This is a genomic window from Halomonas sp. AOP5-B2-8, assembly GCF_052376475.1.
GTDB classification, from domain to species: Bacteria; Pseudomonadota; Gammaproteobacteria; order Pseudomonadales; family Halomonadaceae; genus Vreelandella; species Vreelandella casei.
Genome location: NZ_JBQSVS010000002.1, coordinates 1 through 22,286, shown reverse-complemented (window position 1 = coordinate 22,286; position 22,286 = coordinate 1). Strand labels below are relative to the sequence as shown.

At 51.2% G+C, this 22,286-nt stretch carries 13 protein-coding genes and 2 tRNA genes; 5 read left to right on the top strand and 10 right to left on the bottom strand.

The features are described from left to right. Window positions 1-72: 72 nt before the first annotated feature. Window positions 73-957: a 4-hydroxy-tetrahydrodipicolinate synthase gene (gene dapA, locus ACT3RP_RS04770; RefSeq protein WP_096278217.1), complete on the bottom strand. Its 885-nt coding sequence runs from the start codon at window positions 955-957 to the stop codon at window positions 73-75. Window positions 958-1,264: 307 nt separating this feature from the next. Between dapA and ACT3RP_RS04765 the strand changes: the two genes are divergently transcribed. After that, complete coding sequence (locus ACT3RP_RS04765) at window positions 1,265-1,741, top strand: peroxiredoxin (RefSeq protein WP_483393367.1); 477 nt, start codon at window positions 1,265-1,267, stop codon at window positions 1,739-1,741. 75 nt (window positions 1,742-1,816) lie between these two features. On the opposite strand, the gene ACT3RP_RS04760 is transcribed toward ACT3RP_RS04765, so the two are convergent. Next, window positions 1,817-2,944, bottom strand: a complete 1,128-nt coding sequence (locus tag ACT3RP_RS04760; RefSeq protein WP_483393366.1) for an AI-2E family transporter — start codon at window positions 2,942-2,944, stop codon at window positions 1,817-1,819. Continuing rightward, entirely contained in the window at window positions 2,941-3,219 is a 279-nt protein-coding gene (locus ACT3RP_RS04755) for a sulfurtransferase TusA family protein (protein WP_483393365.1), read from the bottom strand. The genes ACT3RP_RS04760 and ACT3RP_RS04755 overlap by 4 nt, the downstream gene beginning before the upstream one ends. Before the next feature lie 187 nt (window positions 3,220-3,406). Between ACT3RP_RS04755 and ACT3RP_RS04750 the strand changes: the two genes are divergently transcribed. Continuing rightward, window positions 3,407-4,870 (top strand): M48 family metalloprotease, encoded by a 1,464-nt coding sequence (locus tag ACT3RP_RS04750; protein ID WP_483393364.1) that lies wholly within the window; start codon window positions 3,407-3,409, stop codon window positions 4,868-4,870. Between the two features lie 83 nt (window positions 4,871-4,953). Here the strand turns inward: ACT3RP_RS04750 and nadA are convergent, their stop codons facing one another. From nadA to ACT3RP_RS04735, 3 genes are all read right to left on the bottom strand, one after another. Next, window positions 4,954-5,982 carry a quinolinate synthase NadA gene (gene nadA, locus ACT3RP_RS04745; RefSeq protein WP_483393363.1) on the bottom strand — a complete coding sequence of 343 codons (1,029 nt, stop codon included), beginning with the start codon at window positions 5,980-5,982 and terminating at the stop codon, window positions 4,954-4,956. A 176-nt stretch (window positions 5,983-6,158) separates the two neighbouring features. Then, a tRNA-Lys gene (locus ACT3RP_RS04740) sits at window positions 6,159-6,234 on the bottom strand. Between the two features lie 64 nt (window positions 6,235-6,298). Continuing rightward, a tRNA-Lys gene (locus tag ACT3RP_RS04735) sits at window positions 6,299-6,374 on the bottom strand. A gap of 304 nt (window positions 6,375-6,678) precedes the next feature. Here ACT3RP_RS04735 and ACT3RP_RS04730 point away from each other — a divergent pair. The 3 genes from ACT3RP_RS04730 to ACT3RP_RS04720 all read left to right on the top strand — a co-directional run bounded on the left by ACT3RP_RS04730 (window position 6,679) and on the right by ACT3RP_RS04720 (window position 12,196). Continuing rightward, the gene (locus ACT3RP_RS04730) at window positions 6,679-9,867 is read left to right on the top strand and encodes a UDP-N-acetylmuramoyl-tripeptide--D-alanyl-D-alanine ligase (protein WP_192536312.1); all 3,189 of its coding nucleotides are present in this window, start codon (window positions 6,679-6,681) and stop codon (window positions 9,865-9,867) included. Between the two features lie 309 nt (window positions 9,868-10,176). Then, the gene (locus ACT3RP_RS04725) at window positions 10,177-11,214 is read left to right on the top strand and encodes an alpha/beta fold hydrolase (protein WP_192536313.1); all 1,038 of its coding nucleotides are present in this window, start codon (window positions 10,177-10,179) and stop codon (window positions 11,212-11,214) included. Between the two features lie 31 nt (window positions 11,215-11,245). Next, a complete protein-coding gene (locus ACT3RP_RS04720) occupies window positions 11,246-12,196 on the top strand; it encodes a hypothetical protein (protein ID WP_192536314.1) in 951 nt (316 codons plus the stop codon). 33 nt (window positions 12,197-12,229) lie between these two features. Here the strand turns inward: ACT3RP_RS04720 and ACT3RP_RS04715 are convergent, their stop codons facing one another. From ACT3RP_RS04715 to ACT3RP_RS04700, 4 genes are all read right to left on the bottom strand, one after another. Beyond that, on the bottom strand, window positions 12,230-13,459 hold the full coding sequence (locus ACT3RP_RS04715; protein ID WP_225734543.1) for a beta-barrel domain-containing protein: 1,230 nt from the start codon (window positions 13,457-13,459) through the stop codon (window positions 12,230-12,232). After that, the gene (locus tag ACT3RP_RS04710; RefSeq protein ID WP_192536315.1) at window positions 13,456-15,666 is read right to left on the bottom strand and encodes a type I secretion system permease/ATPase; all 2,211 of its coding nucleotides are present in this window, start codon (window positions 15,664-15,666) and stop codon (window positions 13,456-13,458) included. Before ACT3RP_RS04710 ends, ACT3RP_RS04715 begins: the two co-directional genes overlap by 4 nt. A gap of 60 nt (window positions 15,667-15,726) precedes the next feature. Continuing rightward, a complete protein-coding gene (locus tag ACT3RP_RS04705) occupies window positions 15,727-17,121 on the bottom strand; it encodes a TolC family outer membrane protein (protein ID WP_318781733.1) in 1,395 nt (464 codons plus the stop codon). Between the two features lie 220 nt (window positions 17,122-17,341). After that, window positions 17,342-22,286: BapA/Bap/LapF family large adhesin (locus ACT3RP_RS04700; RefSeq protein ID WP_483393362.1), on the bottom strand; the 4,945-nt coding region annotated here is incomplete at its 5' end.

The window sequence follows — 22,286 nt, the reverse complement described above, 5'->3', positions numbered from 1 at the left end:
AGCCACCTTAAGTCAACAAATCAGGTATCCAGCGCAGCATGAGCGCGCTGGATAAAAAGGTATCGCGTCAGATTACTCCTCCACCACACCCGCGAGCTGAAGCGCTTCACTAACCGTGGCGTGATATTTTTCTGACAACCAAGTCATCGGCAAACGAATGCCCGCATCGGCATAGCCCATGCGATTCAATGCCCACTTCACCGGAATAGGATTGGACTCTATCCCTAAATTGGTATGCAGCGGCATCAGCAGCGTATTAATTTGATGCGCTTTATCGGCATCACCAGCGACAGCTGCCGCGCAAAGATCGTGCATGGCTTGGGGCGCAACGTTGGCCGTTACAGAAATATCGCCATGCCCCCCCATCAGCATAAAGTCACAGGCGGTCGCATCGTCACCGGAGTAGAGCATAAAGCCAGTACCCTTGAGACGAGTGATTAGATCTTCCGCACGCTCGAGGTTCCCCGTGGCGTCCTTTAAACCAATAATATTATCCACTTCGGCAAGGCGTAAGACCGTTTCATTGTATAGATCAGAGCAGGTACGGCTCGGCACGTTATACAAAATTACCGGCAGTTTACTGCCCTCGGCGACCGCTTTAAAATGCTGATAAAGGCCTTCTTGGGTAGGCTTATTGTAGTAAGGACAGACAGATAAACAGTAGTCGGCCCCGACTTCACCGGCGTAGCGCGCCAGCTCAACGGCCTCAGACGTTGCGTTGGCCCCAGTTCCTGCAATCACAGGAATACGGCCATTCACTTCTTCCACGACGGTGCGAATCACGTCAAAGTGCTCCGCAAACGACATGGTCGTTGGTTCGCCTGTCGTGCCAGCAGCAACAATGGCATCAGTGCCATTCTCGAGATGGAAATTCACCAGACGACGAAGCGCCTCCCAGTCGATGTCGCCATTGACTTTCATTGGCGTCGCCAGGGCGACGATGCTGCCTGTGATCATCCGTTTATTCCTCACCAGCCAAGAATTGTGTTATCACCTGTCGGCATATGTACCGAACTGTTTTTTCGATAACAACTATTTTTTCGACAACAAATGTTTTTTCGACAACAAGCGCTATGCAGAGCCTCTGTATCAGGCAACCGCATCGTACTGAGATGCAAATGGTACTCAGGCGACTCAAGCCTGTACAGCGCAAACCTGCGTGATTTTTCCGCTCACCTAGTTTGAGCTTTGACAATGCCCCTTGGCTTACGTGTAATCGCACTCAATAATCGATCTTAACACCCATACTGAAAAAGGACGCATTATGCCTATTGAAGTCGGCCAACCCGTTGCAGATTTCTCCGCCACCGCTACCGGTGACACTACCGTGACGCTGTCGGCACTACGCGGCAAAAATGTCGTGGTTTACTTCTACCCGAAAGCCAGCACGCCCGGCTGCACCACCGAGGGCGGAGACTTTCGTGACCGCAAACCGGCATTCGATGCTTCCAACACGGTTATTCTCGGGGTCTCTCGCGATAGCCTGCGTGCTCAGGAAAACTTCAAAGCCAAGCAGGGTTTTAATTTTGACCTTATCTCTGACCAAGATGAAAGCGTTTGTACGCTTTTTGACGTTATCAAGCTAAAGAAAATGTACGGCAAAGAGCATCTAGGTATTGAGCGCAGCACGTTCTTAATCGACAAAGACGGCAAGCTCGCCAACGAGTGGCGCGGTGTTAAAGTCGCGGGCCACGTCGACGAGGTGCTGGCCGCGGCCGAAGCGCTCAACGCGGTCCACTAACTCGTAAAGTCTGCTTGCACCCGCGCGTTGATTACTTGAGCCACCGCGCGGGCGTAACAGGCAGTGCTACTTATCCTATTGGGCCGGGGCTTCAGGCCTATCGTCCTGCGGCCTACGATCTTGCAAAACAATAGACTGATCACGGCCTTGTATGCTGCGCGGCCAGGCGTAAACCAGCGCTTTAAGCAGCGTCGCCAAGGGGATCGCAAAGAAAACGCCCCAGAAGCCCCAAATGCCGCCAAAAAACAGCACTGCTACGATGATCGAAACGGGGTGAATATTATTCGTTTCAGAGAAGAGGATCGGTGCCAGCACGTTGCCATCCAGCGCTTGAATAACGCCATAAGCCACCATCACATACATGAACTCTTCACTAAAGCCGAAGTTAAAGCCTGCGACTGCCGCAACGGGCAGCGTAGCCACCGCCGCGCCGATATAGGGCACCAGCACTGAAAACCCTACCAGCACAGCGAGCAGCGCCGTATACGGCACTCCAAGAAGAGTGAAGACAAAGAACGTCACCGTGCCCACGATAATAATTTCGATAAACTTGCCGCGAATGTAGTTGGCTATTTGATTATCCATCTCACGCCATATCCGCGACAGCAACGTACGCTTCTGCGGTAGTAGCGAAAGCATAAAGCCTACCAATACTTTGCTGTCTTTCAGCATAAAGAAAACCAAAATCGGCACCAGTACCAGGTAAATAATCAGCGACATGATATTACCCAGAGAAGCCAACGATAGCGTTAAGGCACGCTGGCCCAGTTGGCTAATCTCACGACTGGCAACGCCTATCCAGTTCTGCATAAGATCCGGCGTGATAATATTCGGGTAGCGCGCCTGCAGCTCATCCAGCCAGCCCTGGCCACTCGCGAACATTCGCGGCGTCTCTTGCACCAGCCCCACCAGTTGATTCCAGATCAGCGGCATCAAAATAAACGCCAGCGTCAGCAATACGCTGATAAAGGCTAAAAAAATCATTATTACCGCGAGCAGGTGCGGGACGCCTCGGCGAGTAAGCGCACTCACCACACCTTGCAGTAAAAATGCGACGACTAGGGCCGTAAAAAACGGCGCCAACATGCGTCCAAACCAGATAATCGCAGCAAAACCTGCGACTAAAACCACCAGTAGAATGAGCGCCTCCTCATCTGAGAAATAGCGCTCAACCCAGCTTTTTAGAATCGTGCGCAGAGTCATCGGTGCGCGTCTCCCGCTTTACGTATCCAGTAAACATAAACAGCGTCACGCTGCTCTCGCCCTTCCAGCGTGTGCGCGCTCTGCTCGGCGAATGATGCCATATCGCGCCACGAGCCCGCGTCGGTTGAACGGACCTCAAGCAGCTTGCCTGCTGACAGGCCGGCCAAGGCCTGCTTGGCCTTTAGTAAAGGCAGCGGGCAGTGTAGGCCACTAGCGTCTAGCACCATGTCGGGCTGAAAGCCCCCCGTTGATTCAGGCCGTTCTTGCTTAGACATAGCCCCTCCTTTAAAAGAACCTGCATATTCACAGCATTGTTGCATAGACTGCTGTGTAGACTGCTGCATAAACTGTTTATTTAGCGGCTGATCTCATAGGCTATCGATTTAACGGCACTTCCCCGCCTTTATCAATGTCATAGCTCTAATCACACCACTGCGCTTAACCACTACCGATGAGGATGCCATGCTGCCCCTTCGTACTGCTTACCCAGGTTGGATATGTGCGTTCGCTTGCGCCTGCGGCAGCTTACTGTTTAGCCCTCAAAGCGCAGCTATCAACGACTACGGCTTGCCAAGCCTAGGCGCAGCGTCTACATCGGTGAGCAATGAAGAGTATCGCCTGGGGCGCGCCTGGCTTCGCCAGTTTCGTGCCCAAGCCCCCCAGTGGCAAGACCCTATCACTAATGATTATTTACAAAGCCTCATTGCCCGCCTAGCCCCGCATAGCCAAATTAACGGGCTGCGCACGATCACTGTCATGGTTGATAACGGCTCTCTTAATGCCTTTGCCGTACCCGGCGGCGTGGTGGGCATTAATTCGGGGCTCTTCGCATTCGCGGAGGATGAGGGCGCCTTTGCCTCGGTGCTAGCCCATGAACTGGGCCACCTTTCGCAACGCCACTATGCTCGGGGCAGCGCTCGCGCGTCGCAGACTCAACTGCCTGCCATGGCCGCCATGCTAGCAGGCATGCTCATCGCCGCGAGTGGCGGCGGCGATGTCGGCATGGCCGCCGCCATGGGTTCTCAAGCGGCGCTCATTCAAGACCAGCTAAGCTACTCGCGCCTGTTTGAACAAGAAGCCGACAACATCGGCTTACAGGCAATGGCCAGCGCCGGCTACGACCCAGAAGCCATGGTGCGCATGTTTAGAGCCATGCAGCGCTTGTCTCGCCTGCAGGGTGACACGCCGCCCGAATTTTTACTGACTCACCCCGTCTCAGACAGCCGATTAAGCGCCGCCCAAGCCCGTGCAGCTCAGCTGAATATTGCCGACGCTTACACCAGCAACACGCTCTACGACATGATACGCGCCCGTGCGCTGCTGAGCATCTATGCCAACACGCCTCAGCGTGCAGCCACACGCCTTGCCCAGGAAGGCGGCGACCAAGCTGCTCAGGACTACTTAGCTGCGCTGATCGCCGCACGCAACGGCCAGAACGACAACGCTCTAGCGCAGCTGGATAAGCTTGCTAGTGAGCACCCCGATTTTGCCATGCTGCCCACCTCTGCCGCGACCGTCACGCTAGAAGCTGGCCGCTACGATGATGCCATTCAGCGTAGTCAGCGATTGCTGCGCTTTATGCCCAGCTACCTCCCGGCTCAGCTGATATTGGCTGAAGCACAGCTGCAGCGTGACCCTCAGGCGGCCTATCAATTACTTAACGACATTACGGCTCAGAACCCCGAAGACCCACAGGGCTTTAACCTGCTCGCCGAAGCTGCGGGCCGAAGCGGACACAACAGCTGGGGGCATTTAGCCCGCGCAGAGTATCTCCAACTGACCGGCAGTGTAGACCGCGGCATTCGACAGCTTTCCATCGCCAAAGATGCCGCTGAGCGTGAGTACGATGAGCGAGCACTGGCGCGCATTGAGCAGCGCCGTGAAGACTTCATTGAATATCGCGAGGCACTTGAGGATTTTAATTAAAGCGTCTCGATGTAAACGAAAAGTGCCCGCGCTGCTACCAGCACGGGCGCTCAAGCTAAGACATTCAAGCTAAGACACTCAAACTAAGCATTGAAGTTCAGCATTCGCTGAAGAGGCTTTAACGCTTTTAGCCGCAGCGGCTCATCCACTTGAATCTCCCCGGCGCCTTCTCGCAACGCATCCGACAAATTCTCTAAAGCATTCATCGCCATCCAAGGGCAGTGCGCACAGCTGCGACAGGTCGCGCCATTACCGGCCGTCGGCGCCTCAAACAGCATCTTATGCGGCACCGCCTGCTGCATCTTGAAAAAAATGCCTCTGTCGGTTGCCACGATCAACCTCTCGTTAGGCAGCTCTCTGGCCGCCTTGATTAGCTGAGACGTGGAGCCTGCTACGTCGGCAAGCCTCACCACCGGCTCTGGGGACTCGGGATGCACCAGCACCGCTGCATCCGGATATATGCGCTTAAGATCCTCAATGCCTTTGGCCTTAAACTCTTCATGAACGATGCAAGCACCGTCCCACATCAGCATATCCGCGCCGGTCTTGTTTTGAATATAGCCGCCCAGGTGTTTATCGGGCGCCCACAGGATCTTCTCGCCCCGAGCCTGCAGATGCTCAATGACCTCTACCGCAATCGAAGAAGTCACCACCCAGTCTGCTCGCGCCTTAACCGCAGCCGACGTATTGGCATAGACCACTACCGTACGATCAGGATGCGCATCACAGAAAGCGCTGAACTCATCAGCCGGGCAGCCAATATCCAGTGAGCAGGTCGCCTCTAAGGTCGGCATTAAAACGCGCTTTTCAGGCGAAAGTATTTTGGCGGTTTCACCCATAAAGCGGACACCGGCGACAACAAGCGTTGTTGCGGGGTGGCGGGCACCAAAGCGGGCCATCTCTAGTGAATCAGCAACACAGCCGCCGGTCTCTTCGGCAAGCTGCTGTATCGCATCATCGGTGTAATAGTGAGCAACCAAAACGGCATTATGGGTTTTCAGTAGCCGCTTAATATCCTCAACCCGAGCCTGATCTTCCGCGGGAATACGGGTCGGACAATAAGCAAGGGGCAACGGCACTTCACGCTCGGCCTGCAGAGTCATCATAGTCATTGTGTCTACCGCTGTGACGAATAGAGCTTTGGAAAAAATTAATCCGTTTTTAAAAAAAACTATCTTAGGTCATTTTGGGAGAAAAATATTGCAAGCTGCAAACAGCAGCCCTTCATCCATATTTTCTGCGGACATAGCAAAACGCCCCTGGCAGCAGTTGCCAGGGGCGTTGAATTTGGTGGGTCGTGTAGGATTCGAACCTACGACCAATTGATTAAAAGTCAACTGCTCTACCAACTGAGCTAACGACCCAAATTTGCTTTCTTTTACCGCTATCGCATGTTCAGCCGCTGATTCAAACGATCTGCTGCTTGAATGGTGGGTCGTGTAGGATTCGAACCTACGACCAATTGATTAAAAGTCAACTGCTCTACCAACTGAGCTAACGACCCGCCTGAACGGATGCATATACTACAGGGACCATCAGCATCTGACAAGTGTTTTTGAAGCTTGTAACTAAACCACTCGACGAACCAAGGTATCGCTCGGCACACTAATGACACGAGCTAATTAAAATGTGATATTAGGTCAAAATATCTAGCGTAAGCGGGCGCGCCGCTATCATCGAATAAGAGGTAATGCGCTGCGCTGCACACCTTATTCGTAGCGACCCTCTAGCCAGGCCCGGAGCGGCGATACGACTAACACTTTACGCTCCTGTTGATTTATCGGTGATATTGAAAAGAGACGCCAAGCATGCGCCAACACTCAACACCCAAAAAGCCTATCTTTGCACCTGGCGCCACACCAAAGGCCAATCAACCTCAGGTGCGTAGCTTAATTAGCCAGCACTCCGCACAAAAGCTCTCCGAGCTCCTTGTACAGGCAAAAGCGCCCCTGGAAGCAGAGCTTTCAAAGGCTCTCTTGTCAGCAGATAAAATACTTACATTATTTTTCTCATTTACGGATGGCTTACAACGCGCAACTGTTGTGCATTTCTCAGGTAAAAACCTCGCAGAAGTATGGAAAAAACTGGCTGATTGGCAACAACGAAAGTTTCAAGAATCACCGAAGGTACGCTGGCTACGCATCGACTGGGTCACTGAAAAAAGGGCCATGCCATGGGCAGACTGCCTAAAGGAAATGCACAGCGTAAAGCGCAACTACTTCCGCTATGGCGTCTCCCTAGACGCCAACTTCCGCTACGCCTTTCTTGAACAAGAACTCAACGCTAATGCCATGCTCTACCTGGGCGCCAATCAGCCTAAAGCCGCACTTAACAAGAAAAATTTTCTCAGCTATGGCGTAAAGCGCTACGGCAAACATTTCTCGTTACCCGCCCTGCAGAACCAAGCTTTACTTTTCACTACGCAAGCTATTTTAGTGCAACCCGACCAGCCACATGAGCTCCTGCACGGCTATAGCGGCGGACAAGAAGGCCGCAATACCGGCCGACGAGTTATCGAGGAGCTCAACCCAATACAGGTTACCTCATTAATCCAGCAGTCCAGCCAGTTTCTGGCCGAACAAGTAGATCCTAAAGGCCGCTTTATCTATGGCATACACCCCTGCTTCGACAGAGAAATCAAGGCCTACAATACTCTGCGCCACACCAGTACCACTTATTCGATGCTTGAAGCATGGGAAGTCACGCAAAGCAGCGAGTTAAAGTCTGCAATAGACCGATCGATTCAATATCTGGTTAATGACCTGATACACCAATACGTGCTTCCTTCGGGCGAAACGCTCGCCTATTTGCAGGATGAGAATAACGAAATAAAGCTTGGTGGCAACGCGGTCTGCTTGCTGGCACTCGTTAAATACACAGAACTGACAAACGACCAGCAGTATTTGTCTCTCATGGAGCAGCTAGCGCTCGGCATACAGCGTATGCAAAATCAAAACAACGGCCAGCTCTATCACGTGTTAAATGCAGACGATCTCAGCATCAAAGAGGAGTTCCGCATTATCTACTACGATGGTGAAGCTGCTTTCGGACTAATGCGCCTATACGGTCTCACTAAAGACGAACGCTGGCTAAACACGGTTGAAAACGCTTTCGAGTATTTTATCGAACAAGAACACTGGAAAATTCACGACCACTGGCTTAGCTACTGCGTCAATGAACTAACTTTGTATCGGCCAGCAGAGCGTTACTACCAATTTGGTATCAAAAATGTTTCTGGACATCTTGATTTTGTGATGGGCCGCATTACCACCTTCCCCACGTTGCTTGAGTTAATGATGGCAGCCCACAAAATGATTACACGCTTGAAGAACAGCGACCAACACCGGCACTTGCTGAACCAGATTGATCTGAAAAAGTTTTATCGCGCACTAGAGGCGCGAGCACACTACCTACTGAATGGTTTTTTCTGGCCCGAAATAGCCATGTACTTCCAAAATCCACAGCGCATTTTAGGCAGCTTTTTCATTCGTCATCATAGCTTCCGCGTACGGATTGATGATGTAGAGCACTATCTATCAGGGTACGTGGCATTCCTGGTCCACTATCTAAAGGGGCACTGTGCAGAAACCCTCGTAGCCAACGAGCGCGTCTGGACTACCCGTCACTTAGAGTCAGCCACTGGTGGATGCTGGTCTCGAAGGCCCGCGAACGATTGGTCCGCCAAGGGTGTTAAGTACTTTGCACCGAGTGTCAGCTGCGGCGACCTGGTGGTAGTGAGAGGCGAGAATGAAAAGGTCGGCATACTACCAAGCCTCGTACACACCTTGCCAACACCCGCGGGTATTATGGTGAACTCATCCTCCTTATCCGCGAGTGAGCTAGAGAACAACACCCTCCCAGTGCTTGAGGTCGACAACAGTGGGGAAGCAATCCTAGCTCTCGGTCACTATGCAAGAAATCAAATGAGCGGTGTTGTTATCGGAGTGACTGGCAGCTCGGGCAAAACGACTGCCGTGGCTATGTTGGCACATACCCTAGCAGCCCGAGGTGAAGTTTATGCCAGTGCTCATAATGCAAATTTACCTCATGGCGTGGCCTGGAATCTGTCTTCAGCAGGATGGGATACGCCACATCTCGTACTAGAAATGGCAGTAGGCAGGATGCCGACCAGTGCCAGGATGGCACGGCCGCATATTGCTGTCTTCCTGAACGTCCATCCGGCGCATATAGGTAATTCACACACAGTTGCAGATATTGCTCGCGTCAAAAGTGCCATTTTCGAGGGTATGTCGCCAGGTGGGACCGCTGTCATCAACCGAGACATGCTCGAGTTTGAAATGGTCTACTCGGCCGCGATTAAGAACAAGCAACGCGTCATATTATTCGGCGAGCACGAGAAGAGCGACATACAGTTGATTGGCTATGATAACGCAACACAAGTTGCTGCATTTTCACGCTATGGTGGGCCACAGGAAAACGTTGAAATTGGAGCAGCTGGCCGCCATATGGCTTTGAATAGCCTTGCAGTGATAGCTGTCTTTACAGCACTGGACTACCCCGTCGCACCGGCACTAGAACTCCTGAAGACGTTCCACTCTTTACCAGGGCGCGGGGCGGAGAAGTCCCTTCATTTCATGGGCCGTAGACTGACGGTAATCAATGATGCCTACAATGCCAATCCAGGCTCAATGCCTGTAGCACTGGATCGCCTGGGGCATCTCAATGTTACAGGCCGGCGAGTCGCTATACTGGGCCAGATGGAAGACCTGGGTGCATCAGCGGAGCAGTACCACACGGCTCTTTTGGGAGCTGTCGAGCGTGCAAAAATTGATGCCCTGTATGTGGTCGGACCCAATTACCGCACATTTTGGGCGCGATTACCTGCTACGCAGAAAGGCGCCCATTTGGCTTCTATCGATGCGTTGAAAACAGTGCTGGAAAAGGCCCTCGGCGATGGCGATGGCGTACTTGTGAAAGGCTCTAACAGCACAGGAATGCATAAAGTCGTCGCTTGGATGGAAAGCAAAATGCCTTGAACTTGAAAGGGTATACACACAAGGCGGGGTAATGGCTCGCGCTAAGGGCAGTTTGCAAACCATGCAGGGCTTCTCATGTGTAGCTGCTTTAATCGGCAAGCATGCTCTTGCAATCTACCCCATCACTCACTGAGGCAGAGCAACTCTTAATTAACAACAAGTACTGCCCTAGGCAATGATGGCCCCAAGCCCCTCAGAGACAAAAACTTTACTTGTAAATTCACAGCCACCGTACTCTATAGATACACTAAACTGAAAGCTCTGCGTCATGTTCTCAAGCTGGATATTATTAAAAGGAAAAAATTCAGCATGATTAATAATATCAAAAAGAAAACTCGATGGTACATTATCGATCTTAAAGCCAGACTAGGGATAGGAAGTGCCGAAATCCTACGCCGGGGAAACCTACCGGCTTATTCCCCACAAGAGCCTCGCCTACTGTCAATCCCACTTGGAGATGAGAATTTCAGCTTAAGTGATGTGTTGCACAGCACTTTCTGCACACAAGAACACGCCGCTAATGCCCCCTTTTCCTTATGGGTAAACACTCAGCATGCGAACGAGTGCATTCGCTACTATCCTGCCGGGCTAAGTCCAGCAGAAAATCCAAAAATTATGGTTTATTTTTCAGGCGATTTACTACTCAGAACAGCAAGAGGTGAGCGTTTAGTAGCTCCTAGCTATAAAAAAAACTCACCCCAAAACGTCTTACAAATGATGCAACAGTGGTCTGATGATGGCAACGTACCAGCTATTCTCATCGGGCGGCCTGGCACTTTTGGCTCCTCAGGAAATCACGACAAAAGCCGCCAAATAAATGAAATAGAGCTTATGAACCAATCTCTTAGCCTGATAAAAGAAAAATACCGGGTGAAAGAGTTTATAGTCGTCGGGCAGTCAGGAGGGGGGCAAATAGCCGCTGCAATGCTGAATCTGCGTAAGGACATATCTGGCGCTGTCCTAACGGCCAGCCTGCTACCGGTACATCTATTATCTCGCCGATGGAGAAAAATTCGGCGCACTCCTGGAGTCAAAAAGCATCCGCTTGAAACTCTGTATGACCCAACGGAGCACATTGCGAACATTCCTAAAGATCGGCAACCTACTATTATCGTTATCTCAGACCCAAGGGATCTAGTGATTCCCTTCGACTCACAGGTGCTCTATGTCAAACAGCTTAGAAAAGAGGGGTTGCTTGCTCACCACATTTTCGCCCATGCCCCACCACCAAAACAGCACATACTTGGCACTCACGGGCAAAAAGCAGCGGCATTACTAGCCAAAGAAGCAGGCATCAAAGATATTCGCATTGCCATGATCAGTGAAGATATAAAAAACATCCCCTAATCGAATAATAGAAAACTATTAAAGGCCTTATATGCACAGCATGCGAAAGAAAATAGCCATTACGCTGGTTTTCTTATTTTCCTACTCAGCATTCGCACAAGGCGAAGAACAAAATGAATGCACTAACCGCACATCGTCTGATCACTACCAACAGCATTATAGCGCCGAAGAATTTGTCATTTTCTATGATCTGAGCGGAGACAATACACTTGCCGATCAGACAGATTTCAACAATAACGATATCCCGGATATTGTTGAAGACACTATGTTGCAACTAATTACCATGCGTGACGTGCTGGAGGCTTTAGGCTTTACACATCCGTTTGATCAAGATCGCTATGAGCGCGCGAGCGTTAATCAGATTTATATAGGCATGCGTGACCTGCGTGGCAATGGAGTGGCATTCGATCCGCCACATCGCGATGTAACAGCCCTAAATAAGCCCTGCGTACTACTCATAGGACTTTCCAACGAGCTTCAAACAGGTAACCTCACACCTGCCCACGAATTATTCCACCTTTATCAATATGGCTATACTGTATTCAAAAATAGTTGGTACTTAGAAGGAATGGCGCGCTGGGCGGAAGGCCTATTAGGCGAACGAGAGTACCAAATGAACCATATACCAGATACACAGGAAGAAGAGGCCGTACTGTTTGCGAAGTCCTATAACGCCGCTCCTTTTTGGATGACATTTATAGGCATTATCTCGCCGTCAACGCCAGGAGAGCAGAACTACTCTGAAAATTTAATGGCGCGGCGCTATCTCGATGGAAGCCAGGTTATACACAGTCAGGCAAGTACACATGGTGCCACAGCAATCATTAATGCTTTAGCATCCTTTGACAGACTTGATCGCCAAATCAGTAGCAATACGAGGCGAAGGCCAAAGTCATGGTCCAATACAGACCGCAGCGATCCAGCAAATGACGTGCTGCTGCTTAACGTTTTATATAGCATCATGAGCGATTTAAAACGTTAAGTAATAAAGGCAAGGTATTTGGGGATTTCACCACTACCTTTCCCTCATTGCCTCTCTGGCCTTATTCATTGGTTTTATCAAATACTCCAAGACCGTTTTGCTTCCCGTACGTATATCCACAGTTGCAATCATGCCTGGCACAATAGCAAATTTCGTACCTGTATCATTTGCTAAAGAGTCGCTTTCAGTTCTGACAAATACTCGGTAATAAAAAATATTGGGGTCCACTTCATCCTGTACCGTGTCAGGAGAAATTGTCACGACCTCCCCTTCCATACCACCATAAGTGCTATAATCGTAAGCTGTTATCTTAACGCTGGCAGATTGTTGTGGATGAATAAAAGCAATATCTCGTGGCGAGATACGCGCTTCAATTAGCAGTTGGTCATCCAAAGGTACAATGGTCATTAATCGGCCGTTGGGTGGAATAACTCCGCCGGTCGTTGTCACCTCAACATCTTTTACCACTCCTCTTACTGGGGAGAGCATTGTGAGTCGAGAGAGCGTATCTGAGCGCCCCCGGACCACAGAAGAAAAGGCCTCAACGTCAGCAAGAGCTTTTGATAGCTCTTCCCTCGCTAAAACAAAGTACTCTGACCTGACATCAGCAGCTTGGAGCTGTAACTCTGACTCCTGGCGACGTAGCCTTAGCACTTCCACATTACTTGCTGCCCCAACCTGAACCAGCGACCTTGTTAAGCCTAGCTCTTCACGCACTATCGCTAACGTATCTTCAATACCTTCAAGCGAGCGCCCTAATGCTCTCGTTCTTGTGGCGTACAACAATCGTTCACTGGTCAGTAAGGAGGGATAAGCATTAAGCTCTTCCGAAAAGATCAAAGGCTCTTCATTTACTTCCGACTCTAATCTATTGACTCGTGCCAAGGCTGCGTGGTATCTAGCCGCCGTTTCACCAACGCTAGATTCAGACTGTGTCGGGTCTAGCTGAGCAAGTACTTGCCCAACCTCCACGATATCCCCTTCCCTTACATTAAGGGTAGTCAAGATACCACCCTCAAGTGACTGAACAACTTGCTCTCTGGAGGAGGGAATCACTTTGCCACTACCCGAAGACACTTCGACAAGCTCTGCAAAATAGGACCATACACCCAACCCCAAAAAAACGGCCAATACCCACCAGATAATACGCGTTGATCGAACCACGTTCGCATCATCAACCTCTTGGCTGTAGCGCGTGTCCCCATCAAAATCAAGAAAGAGCGCATCTTCTGAACCTGTTTGGCGATTACTTGGCTGCATCATGATGGCTCCTCCCCACCCTTACCTTGCCGATTTTGCGGTGAGCCTGCCCTATCTTTGGCAGTAGCCGGTTTACGCGTCAGTTGGGCAAGTACTTTATCTTTCTTGTCGTCCATCACGATACGCCCATTATCAATCACAATAATTCGCTCCATCAGGCTCAATAACGCCATTCTGTGCGTTGCAATAACGAGTGTCTTACTATTAGACAGTGAGCTAAGCGATTGAATAATTAGCTTTTCGGAACCTTCATCCAGCGAAGCAGTGGGCTCATCAAAAAGATATACGTTGGGCTGGCGAAGAAAACTGCGTGTTAGTAGTAGTACCTGCTTCTGCCCCCCCGAAAGGCCTGCACCACCTTCTAGAACAATATGATCCAAACCATCAGGAAGCTTCCGAATGAAACCCATCGCACCAGACATTTCCAAAGCATCAATTAGATCTTGATCAGATGCTAATGGCTTAGCCATCAATAAGTTTTCACGGATAGTGCCATGAAACAATCGCGCATGCTGGCTAAGGAAAAAAACATCGCGTCTTACATCAGCAGGGTCGATATGTGAAAGGCGGATGCCATCTAACGTCAGCTCGCCCTCATGGGGCTCTAACATGCCTGAACAAGCCTGCAGTAGAGTAGACTTTCCCGCGCCATTACGGCCAAGCACAGCAATTCTTTCCCCAGACTTTATCCGTAGCGCCTTAACGTACAGTGAAGGAGTTTTGGCATCATCGCTATATTTAAAGATGGCTTCATTAAAATGGAATTCACCGTTCACCACCGGTCGATGTACGCTTTTTTCTGCTTCAGGGTAGTCAGTAGAGCGCTGCATTATTTTGTTAAGCCCTTCAGTGGCCACCTTAGCTTGTTGCCATTTTCCAAGCACTTGTGTCAAACCTGACATAGGTGAAAGCATTCTAGAAGACAAAATAGAAGCTGCTACTAACGAACCGGTGGTTAGATCGCCAGACATTACCATTGGCGCCCCAAATAGCACCACTGTAGCAAACACACCCGTGATAACAGTGTGCCCCCAGACGCTCAAAGAGTTTGTAATATATCTTAACTTAAGATTTGAATCTGCCACCTCTGCATTATAATGGTTCCATTGATTTTGAAATCGCGGCTCTGCTTGAAGAGCTTTTATATCATCTATGCCCTGAACAGATTCAACCAGCATTGCATTTCGCAATGACGATTCACGCATTGACTCATTAGCCAATTTTTTCAACTTACGCTGAGCTATAAATGCAGGTAGTAGCATCACAAAAAGAGCAACTATAGGAACGAATACTAAAGAACCTGCAACATACCAAAAAACAAAACAAAAAAGAATAAAAAAAGGCATATCTGAAAAAGCGGTGACAGTTGTGGATGTCATCATCTCTCTGACACGTTCCAATTCACGAATCTGAGAAATAAACGTACCCGTTGAAGTAGGCCTCTGTGAGTTTTTAATTCGAAGCGCATGTCCAAATACTTTATCAGACATGCGTAAATCGGCACGCTTCCCAAGCAAGTCTGTCACTCGCACTCGTATTCGTCTCAAAAAGAAATCAAAAATCAGTGCAACGACAACACCGCTAAAGAGCACGTAAAGTGTCGAGAGTGACTCAGCGGGTATAACGCGATCATACACTTGGCGTGTAAATATGATGCCAGCTAGAGCTAAGACATTGGCAATCAAGGCAGCCAACATAATATGACCGTACGGCTTTAAATCTCGAAGAACAATTTTTCTTAACCAGTTTTTCTCGTATGGTTTTACATATTCATCTACACGTGAATCTGGCACCGAACGTGCCGGACGAGGTATAAAAACGCCGACGGCATGTTGTTCAAGAATACTCAGGGCAAGCCTATTTTTGACACTCCCATCCCCACAATAGACTAAGCCTACCTCATTTTGACTGCTGAGTGTTTCAACAACCGCCAACTGCCCATTTTCAAACTGAACAACAACCGGCAATTGCCAAGGAGTAATATACTTTGCTTTAAAAGGCTGGATAGTTAGCGTCATACCAAGTTGATAAGCAATGCTGCGAAGTGCGTCTGGCAGTGCTATTCCTTGATTCCAGGCCGAGCTTGTTTTTGCATTTTCCGCTGAGTAATCTAGACGGTAATGACGTGCTACCATCACTAACGCTTCTATCCAATGATCAAAATTTACTTCTTTCGCCTCACGAATGCTTTCAGTGTACTCACTTGACATTATATATACCTTAAACTCTAAAAAGATTGAAGTAAAAAACCCGTCGATGAGGTTTTAACGCTATGGCGAAAGACTAACCCCTTGAACAGCTTCATCACTTATCTCAAACATACTGCGAAAACCTGACGACGCATAAAGGCAATCAAGTTGAACAGAATACATGTCGTAACGCGCATTTTCTTGATCAAAGCGTGACTGGTGTATTTCCTCTTCTGCGTTTAACAAATCCAGCAGCGAGCGAGTTCCCAATGACAGGTATTGCTGGCGATATAACTCCTGCGTTCTCACTATACTGCTAGCCCTTGCCTCTAAAATACTAATACGACTTATGGCGCTTCGTGTTTGCTCCTGGGCATCCCGAATACTTCTTTGTAGATCAATTAAAATGTTATCTTTAGATGCTTCCAGTGCTTGTAGCACATAGTCTGCGGAGCGCCGTTGCGCACGAGTAGCTCCTCCTTGATAAAGACTGCTGGATAAATTCAATCCCAACGAGACATCAGTATCGTCTCCATCACCCGTTTGGTTAATGAATTGGTTGAACCTTGCCTGCGCCGAAATAGTTGGGTAAAAATCTGCTTGGCGCCTCGCGATTTGTGCTCTTGCTTCTTCACGCTGCGCATCGGCCACCATAATTTCTGGCACGTTGTTAAATTGATCCGAAGCTAATTCGCATAGCTGCGTTAAACCATTAGGAAGAGAGTCACTAACACTGATGAGGCCTTCAGCCCCTATAAGCCTACTTAAATTATTGCGCCAAATATTCAGCTGAGACTGAAACTGTTCGCGTGTCGCTCGAGCCGCCTCCACGCGTGACTGTGCCTGTATCTCATCCGACTGTGTGCTAGCACCTAGCTCTGCACGCTTGGCCGCCAGTGCCTGAATGTCACTTACACCACTCACTTGTTCGTCTGCAATAGCTAATAATGTTTCAAAACGCAGAATTTCAACAACTGTTTGCCCTGCCTCAAGTGCTAGCTGGTCTATCGCCAAAAGTACCCTGGCTTGGTCACGCTCCACACCAAACAGTTCGGCTTTCACGTCATTAGACACTTTACCGAAATCATAGAGAAGCTGTGAAGCAGTAACATTAAAGGCATCTTCGGTTTGGCTGCTAGACGTTCTGTACTCCGATGATATGCCCGCATTGACCTGGGGTAGATACCCCGAACGCGCCACGGCCACCTGCTCATTTTGCTGATATAAACGTCCCAGCGTTTCCGTTATAGAGGGGTACCACGCAACTGCTTGCTGCACGGCATCTTTCATTGTCAGATTTTGAACACCATGTGTTTGTTGGCTAATTACACCATCCAGTGCTTGCTGATCGCCCTCCTGTCCCCAAGCATTATGCACCCCTCCCCACGACACAAAACTGACTGTCAATACCCGTACGATATACAAGGCCTTATTATTTCGTTTGTCAGCATTAGGCACTCTCATATCTCGACTCACTCCCCACACCTTTTGTCTATTTTTCTTGCTTGGCTGACGTTTTTAATTTGATTCAAGCGTTTTCCCAAAAACACCGTAACTATCAAGCGATATAGATGGCAAAAAGCTTTGCTAATTGTTTGTGCTAACCGTAGATACTAATTACCGCAGTTACCTTAAAACACACCGGGCCCTAAGGCCCGGTGCTTTGGCGGTTTTTATGCCAACGTTAAAGTACTAATCAGTACACATACGAGCTCTGATCAAACTCATCAGACAATGGATCCTGAGGCTCGGAGAAGTCACCCATCGGTACCTCCTCAGCGCTTTCAGCCCCACTTGCTGCTAGCTCACCCTCTTCTATGCTGTCCTCAGACTCTGGGAATACCAGCTCATCGGCATTATCACCGAAGTCCATATCTCCAAGACTAAAGCTACTCAGCATCATTGGTGGCACGTAAGGACCATCACCATGCTCAACATCAATCGATAGCGTTGCATCGTCGACGGTGCCGTTCGGATGCTCAAGGCGATAAGTGAAACTATCAACTCCACCAATATCCTCCAGATCCGAATTCGGTTCATAAACGTAGCTGCCATCAGCATTGATGGTCAGTGTCCCGTGATCCCCGATAACAGTCGTGCCGTCGACCACCTCCACCCAATCACCATTCTGCTCAACCTGCAGCACAGTAAATGACGAGCCAAGGTTGTCATCAGCCAACACATTTCCTATAGCCGAGCTGGTGTCTGCGGCCACAAACTCATCAAGGAATGTGGTGCTGTCAGTTTCGTAAGAGAGCGACAGCGTACCGCCAGTGCTAATGCCATTTGGACGCGCGTAGGTGGCGGTTACGTCATAAGAGCCTTCCTGAAGCCCACTTAGCTCTTGCGCAACGCCCAATCCTCCCAAACCAAGGAGTCCTCCCACACCGCTAAAGCTCTGAGTGAAGCCGCCAGGCCCCGTAATCGTGACCACCAGTGAATCACTTAACAATGCTATGTCTGGCGACAATGCTGTTAGTGTGATGCCTGTTTCCCTGTTTTCATCCACCGTAAACGTTAGAGACGTCGAACGGGTTAAGCTTCCACCAAACGGATTGGCATTAGCAGCAATGCTCTCATCCAGTGCTGATGCATCGGGGCCGCCACTCTCCACGCGGAAAGTCGAGTCAATGCTTGCAATACCGTTATCATCATTGGCCACAACATCAAGCTCAGCCAGCACGTCCTCCCATCCTTCGACACTATCTGGATGCGCCTCAAGGTCGATGGTGAGCGTTGCCTCCGACTCATCACCATTCGGGTGGGTCAGTTTGTAGGTAAAGCTGTCAGTCTGACCAATCCCGTTGAGGTTGTCGCCATTGGGTACGTACTCGTAATCGCCGTTAGACATGATGGTCAGTTGACCATACTCGCCCTCGACCACCAGACCACCATGCCCTGGAATGACGAACACACCATCCCCATTCATCACGCTAACCGCAGTGTTATCGGACCCAAGATGGTCGTCAACGATGACATTACCCGAGGCACCAGACACATCACCCGCCACAACTTCTGTCAGGTGAGTCGTCTCGAAGGACACGCCGGCAGTGATGTTAGTGAGTAGTCCAAGGCCAGCGTTACTGACCTCCAACCGATACTCACCCGCGGCCAGAGCTTCCATGGTTGCCTGGATAGAGTCCGCGCCGATACCAATGATATCGATTAGACCACCATCACTACCATCTGCAATCTGAACCCATTGGCCATCAATCATCTCAGACAGCGTGAAGTTCATATTCGTCAGCAGATTAGCCAAACCGCTTGAGCTAACATCGATAGTGACATCCGATACCGTCTCATCGCTGATAGAGAAGTCGAAAGTGCCAGAACCACCAAAAAGTAGTACAGAGGTATACTGAATCGCCGTTGGCACTTCTTCTGTGGTCACTATGTTGACTACTTCGATCTGAGCACTATCTAAATCGTCGTTCGCCTCCACTGTGACCGCTGGTGCAGACAGATCGCTGTCATCCCAGACTAGGTCTGCATCCTCGCTATCAATACGGATGTACAGATTTGCCGTATCGGTAGTGCCATCAGGATGCACTAACTGATACTCGAAAACCTCAACCTGACCAACGCTCTCGGCATCTCCGTTGGGCTCATAGGTGTAGTTGCCATCAGCATCGATGGTTAATTGCCCATGCTCGCCTTCAACCACCGTTCCAGTGCCTGCGTCAACGAACACGCCATCCACTAAGATATTCAGCCCCGCTAGGTCATCGATACCCAGTTGGTCTTGCTCGCCTTCAACGAAACTGGGGTCAGTAATCACGTTCCCGCTGATCGGATCCCCCGGCAAACCGGAAAAATCCGTCAAGCTAGTATCAGTGACCTCTACCGCCCAGTTGATGGTCGAGCCAGCAGCCAGAACATTAGTGCTTCCATATACCACACGATATTCACCAGCTTCTAACTCGCTTGCTTCAACTTGAGCAGACGAACCGAAGATCCCGAGCACATCGATCAAGCCTAAACCACTATCCGAGTCTGACAGAGATATCCATTCGCCGTTCTCCATGACTTGCAAGTCGATGAAAGCACCATCGAACAAACTAACCAGGGAGCCGACATTAGCATCGAAACTCAAACCACCCACTGAGCCTTCTTCGACTGTGAACTCGTAGAATTCTGAAGCCCCGAATAGATTAAGCAGCAAGAATTGGCTGCCAGAGTCCACGCTGGTTGATACATCAGGCGCAAGGCCTACATCGGCATATGCCAGGTCATCGTAGGCGGTGACATCAGCATCAGCATCAGCATCGGCGTCGGCGTCGGCATCCGCATCCGCATCAGCGTCCGCATCGGCATCGGCGTCGGCGTCGGCATCGGCATCGGCGTCGGCATCGGCGTCGGCATCTGCGTCGGCATCGGCATCTGCATCTGCATCTGCATCTGCATCTGCATCTGCATCTGCATCTGCGTCAGCGTCCGCATCCGCATCGGCATCTGCATCTGCATCTGCATCTGCATCTGCATCTGCATCTGCATCTGCATCTGCATCTGCATCTGCATCGGCATCCGCGTCCGCATCCGCATCCGCATCAGCGTCTGCATCGGCGTCAGCATCCGCATCGGCATCGGCATCGGCATCGGCATCGGCATCGGCATCGGCATCAGCGTCTGCATCAGCGTCTGCATCTGCATCTGCATCTGCATCGGCGTCAGCATCCGCATCCGCATCCGCATCCGCATCCGCGTCGGCATCGGCATCGGCATCAGCGTCTGCATCTGCATCTGCATCGGCGTCAGCGTCAGCATCAGCATCCGCATCCGCGTCGGCATCGGCATCGGCATCCGCGTCAGCATCGGCATCCGCATCCGCATCTGCGTCGGCATCTGCATCAGCGTCGGCATCCGCATCTGCATCCGCATCTGCATCGGCATCTGCGTCGGCATCTGCGTCAGCGTCAGCGTCCGCATCGGCATCGGCATCGGCATCAGCATCTGCGTCGGCATCTGCGTCGGCGTCGGCGTCGGCGTCGGCATCCGCGTCGGCATCGGCATCGGCATCGGCATCGGCATCAGCATCAGCATCAGCATCAGCATCTGCGTCGGCATCTGCATCGGCATCTGCATCAGCGTCGGCATCAGCGTCGGCATCCGCATCGGCATCCGCATCGGCATCTGCGTCGGCGTCGGCGTCGGCGTCGGCGTCGGCATCTGCATCTGCGTCTGCGTCTGCGTCCGCATCCGCATCCGCGTCGGCATCAGCATCCGCGTCGGCATCGGCATCAGCATCGGCATCAGCATCTGCATCTGCATCGGCGTCAGCGTCAGCATCCGCATCCGCGTCGGCGTCGGCGTCGGCGTCGGCATCAGCATCCGCGTCGGCGTCGGCGTCGGCATCAGCATCCGCGTCGGCATCGGCATCAGCATCAGCATCTGCATCGGCATCTGCATCAGCGTCGGCATCAGCGTCGGCATCCGCATCGGCATCGGCATCGGCATCGGCATCGGCATCTGCGTCAGCATCTGCATCGGCGTCAGCGTCAGCATCCGCATCCGCGTCGGCATCGGCATCAGCGTCTGCATCGGCATCAGCATCAGCATCGGCATCGGCATCAGCATCTGCGTCGGCATCTGCATCGGCATCTGCATCAGCGTCGGCATCCGCATCGGCATCTGCGTCAGCATCAGCATCAGCATCTGCATCGGCGTCAGCGTCAGCGTCAGCGTCAGCGTCAGCATCCGCATCCGCATCCGCGTCGGCATCGGCATCAGCGTCTGCATCGGCATCGGCATCGGCATCAGCATCGGCATCAGCATCAGCATCGGCATCGGCATCGGCATCAGCATCTGCGTCGGCATCGGCATCTGCATCAGCGTCGGCATCCGCATCGGCATCCGCATCGGCATCTGCGTCAGCATCAGCATCTGCATCGGCGTCAGCGTCAGCATCCGCATCCGCGTCGGCATCAGCGTCTGCATCGGCATCCGCGTCGGCATCGGCATCTGCATCTGCGTCGGCATCTGCGTCAGCGTCAGCGTCCGCATCTGCATCGGCATCTGCATCGGCGTCAGCATCAGCATCTGCATCTGCATCTGCATCTGCATCGGCGTCAGCGTCAGCGTCAGCGTCAGCATCCGCATCCGCGTCGGCATCGGCATCGGCATCGGCATCGGCATCGGCATCGGCATCGGCATCAGCATCGGCATCTGCGTCCGCATCTGCATCCGCGTCGGCATCCGCATCGGCATCCGCATCGGCATCGGCATCTGCGTCAGCATCTGCGTCAGCATCCGCGTCAGCATCCGCGTCGGCGTCGGCGTCGGCATCAGCGTCTGCATCGGCATCCGCGTCGGCATCCGCGTCGGCATCCGCGTCGGCATCGGCATCGGCATCGGCATCGGCATCCGCGTCAGCATCGGCATCCGCATCCGCATCTGCATCTGCATCTGCATCCGCGTCAGTATCATCGCCAAAGTCGACTATGGCCGAATCGGAGACATTGCCTGCATCATCAATGGCTACTACGTCATACTCTTCACCGTCCGCCAACGGCTCATCGGTGGTGATTTCGTAGTTACCGTTTTCGTCCGCTTCCCCTGTGCCGATGACGTTGCCGTCTGCATCACGGATCTCAACTGTACTGCCCGGCTCAGCCATACCACTTACCGTGGTGCCGTCTGGATCG